Annotated in this window: 3 protein-coding genes; 1 reads left to right on the top strand and 2 read right to left on the bottom strand. The window is 57.2% G+C overall.

Features of this window, described 5'->3' with window-relative positions:
• Both ACNPN0_RS13005 and ACNPN0_RS13010 read right to left on the bottom strand, forming a co-directional pair.
• A partial coding sequence (locus ACNPN0_RS13005; RefSeq protein WP_448938619.1) for a hypothetical protein occupies positions 1-270 on the bottom strand: 270 nt, incomplete at its 3' end.
• Between the two features lie 433 nt (positions 271-703).
• Positions 704-2,302: a DUF222 domain-containing protein gene (locus ACNPN0_RS13010; protein WP_448938620.1), complete on the bottom strand. Its 1,599-nt coding sequence runs from the start codon at positions 2,300-2,302 to the stop codon at positions 704-706.
• A gap of 171 nt (positions 2,303-2,473) precedes the next feature.
• Here ACNPN0_RS13010 and ACNPN0_RS13015 point away from each other — a divergent pair, with 171 nt between their 5' ends.
• Positions 2,474-3,529, top strand: a complete 1,056-nt coding sequence (locus ACNPN0_RS13015; RefSeq protein ID WP_400342360.1) for a lipoate--protein ligase family protein — start codon at positions 2,474-2,476, stop codon at positions 3,527-3,529.
• The last annotated feature ends 131 nt before the right edge of the window (positions 3,530-3,660 follow it).

A 3,660-nucleotide genomic window follows, 5' to 3' on the forward strand; every position in this document is an offset into this window, starting at 1 on the left:
CCCCCCCGCTGCTGCTTTAACGGGACACCTGTCCATCAGTGACTGAAAAATGTTTTCACGGAACCGTCTAAGAGGTTTCGTTTTTCGCGCCACGATGCGCATCGCGGCATCTTGGCAGTTGCCTGGATGCGCCAGTGACTGAAAAATATTGTCAGCAGCGTTCGCCCCAGCGTCTTCCGGCGCAATAGCCGTCGGGGCGGCAGGAGATGACTGAAAAATGTTCTCACTTAACTGACTAAGAGGATTCCTTTTTCGCGCCACGATGCGCAAGGGGCATTTTGGTAGTCGACTCGATGCGCCAGTGACTGAAAATTATTGTCAGCAGCGTTCGCCCAGCGTCTTTCGGCACAATAGTTGTCGGGGCGGCCGGAGACGACTGAAAAATATTTTCATGGAACTGTTGAAGAGGTTTCGTTTTTCGCGCCGCGATACGCATCGGGCATTTTGGTAGTCGCCTGGATGCATCAATGACTGAAAAATATTGTCAGCAGCGTTTGCCCAGAGCTTTTCGGCGCAATAGCCGTCGGGGCTTCCCGTGGTGGCTGAATAGGGATTCGCTCACTCGTCGAAGCAGTCCTCTTGGCCGCACTGCTCAGAGCAACTGGCTCCATCGCCGTTGCGTGAATGGTGTTATTGGTGGTGTGGAGGTGCTGGTGACTGAAAAATTCTGTCACCCAAAATCCGGTCAATCGGGATAGCGTCCTCAGCCTGTTTCCTTCTGGCCGTCATCTGGCGGCGATTCAGGACCGGGATCCTGGTCTGGAATTTCGACGCGAGGTTTGAGCCCAAGTACCCTGCGTACTTCTGCCGTGAGTCGAATATGCGGCAAAGGAATGACCTTAGGGCGCTCTGGGCAATGATCATTTACATGATCAAATTGGTCCACACGCTTGACGCTTTCCGGAATAACGAGTGCGCTCAGCCCGTGCGGAGTCACCCACATCTTGGATCCGTCAGGACGCGGAACGACTTTCCAGCCCAATGCATGCTTGAACATTTGATGCTGCTTGCACAGCAGATGCGTATTGTCCCTGGTCGTATGCCCTCCGTGAGCCCAGCCATTTATATGGTCAATCTCGGAGCGGTCAGCTGGACGGCGACAGCCGGGGAAGCAGCAATGCTCATCGCGGTGCCGTAACAGATCCTTGAGACTCTGCGAGGGCCGGTAGCGCCTGCGCTCGACATCTATCGCGGCGCCAGTCCATGGATCGGTCAGCACGCGCTGGAACGAAGGCGCATCCTTTGCCAACGCCAATGCGACCCCCAGTGGGATGGGGCCGTAGCCTTCCAAGTCAGCCACGGTCCTTGTAGGATCCGCCAGCATTTCCACCGCGGGAATCGTGATGGATACCCGTGGCTTGAGGGGCGTGCCTTCCCGGTCCGGCCAGCCGTTGAGGATGATGTCTGCAAAGGCGTCCGCTTCTATTTGCTCCCGGGTACGGGGATCCTGCGGATCGTTATGCTGATCAGCTAGCCACTTCACGGAGTTCTTGATGGAATGAATCACTGCGGCACTGTTGTAGTACTTGAGGGTGGACATGCCATTTTCGTTATCCCATAGCGTGAGCTTGCGATTCTTTTCAGACTTCTTGTGCCTTTGTTCGGCGGCCTCCGGGCACATCCGGTCATGGAACCGGCGTGCGCGTTGGTATATCGCGTCATCAGACGCGGTCTTCGCCATGGGCAACAGCACGCGTTGCATCTGCATGATTTGTTCGGGGAGCAAGTCCTGCGAATGCTTCACGATGTCATGCGCTGCCTTGGGCGTGATCTCTCCTGCAGCCAGAGCCGTGAGAGTTTCCTTGCAGGCGTAGCGAAGACCCTTGGCATAGAACATCCGCTTGCCTACCATTCGAGGGGTCTCACGCAGCGCGACAGCCGCTTCTGCGATGAAGTTGGAGTTGATGACCTGGTCACTGCCGCGGTCAACGCCATAGTATTGAGCACTTTTCCGAGCCTCGCGTTCCTCCTCCTCGGTAGTGGTCCCCTCGGTGGCGATCATATCGGCAAATGATTCACTGACTTGTTCTACTGAATCGGCCAGCAGCACAGATGTCATTGCATCGAGGGTGCTCTGGATGCCTTGGATCTTCTTCAGCCGTTCGAGGGCGTCGCCGGGGCCATTGAGCGGGCCCGCGTCGTAGAGCTCATCTGCCAATTGCTTCAGCTGACCATGGAACAGGTGATGCTCGAGATGGTCGCTGAATAACGAATCCTTGTGGGATTCTGTGCGAGTGCCAGCTGGGGGCAACGGTAGACGATGTTCATCATCGTCGTCATGGATGAAATCGGGTATAGCCATAGTTAATTATCCTGCCGGCAACAGACAGTTTGGCCCGGAAATCCGCGGAATGTGGAAGTATTCTCGAATATTTATTCGATTGTCATCCGGGGCTGCATTTTGCCACTGCGAACCACCGAATCCGGGGGCGCGTGGATTCGACTAGTGGGTGGCCGGGGATAGAATGAAACCATGAAGCATCATGGTGAATACAAGGTAGTCGGTGGCAAATTAGTCGTTGTAGATCTGGATACTTCCGATGGCGTGATCACCGAAGTGTCATTGAATGGCGACTTCTTCCTGGAACCAGATGATGCGCTCGATGACTTGAACGATGCGCTGCGCGGTTTGCCGGCCGACGCCAGCCACAGCACCATACGCAATGCGGTAACCGACAATCTGCGTGAAGGCGCAGTGATGTTCGGTTTTGACGAAGATGCCATCGCGCGCGTCGTCCGCCGCGCGCTGGGACACGCCACCAAGTGGGAAGACCACGAGTGGGAAGTCCTGGGCCCGGAGATCATTCCAATCACGGAGCAAGTGGCGCTGGATGAGGTGCTGACCCGGCAAATCGCCAAGGGGACCCGTAAGCCGACCATCCGCTTCTGGGACTGGAGCGAAGGCGCCGTCGTGATCGGCTCCTTCCAGTCGCTGAAGAACGAAGTGGATATGGAGCAAGCCGAAAAGCACGGCATCCAGGTGGTTCGCCGCATTTCCGGAGGCGGCGCGATGTTCATGGAAGCTGGCAACTGCATTACCTACTCGCTCTACGCTCCTGAATCCCTGGTGGACGGCATGAGCTTTGCCGATTCCTACCCGTACCTGGACGCCTGGGTGATGGAAGCGCTGGAAAGCATCGGCCTGGAAGCGTACTACAAGCCGCTGAACGACATCGCGACCCCTGCCGGCAAGATCGGCGGCGCAGCGCAAAAGCGCCTGGCCAACGGTGCGATGCTGCACCACGTCACGATGAGCTACGACATCGACGCGGAGAAGATGACCCAGGTGCTGCGCATTGGCCGGGAGAAGATCTCCGACAAGGGGATCACCTCAGCGGTCAAGCGTGTTGATCCGCTGAAGTCGCAGACAAAGCTGGATCGCATGGAGATCATCAACGTCATGATGGACACCTTCGCCAAGCGCACCGGGGCCAAGCCGGCACAGCTGGATGCCGAATCCCGTCTGGCGGCGAAGGAATTGGCCGAGGCCAAATTCGCTACCGCGCAATGGACCGCGCGGGTTCCGTAGCGAGCCAAGATCCAAGGGCCTGTTCTCGATCAAGTTCGAGGCCAGGCCCTTGTTTTGCTTAAGGCCATGGTGCTGTGGCCCTGCCATCTCCGCCGCGCCGGCAGCGTGTAGCGGCACGGAAAAGCCGGGCC

The organism is Glutamicibacter sp. AGC84, from assembly GCF_053543575.1.

Coding starts and splice junctions, on each gene's coding strand:
- ACNPN0_RS13010 (WP_448938620.1), bottom strand. CDS start 2,302: ATGGCTATACCCGATTTCATCCATGACGACGATGATGAACATCGTCTA.
- ACNPN0_RS13015 (WP_400342360.1), top strand. CDS start 2,474: ATGAAGCATCATGGTGAATACAAGGTAGTCGGTGGCAAATTAGTCGTT.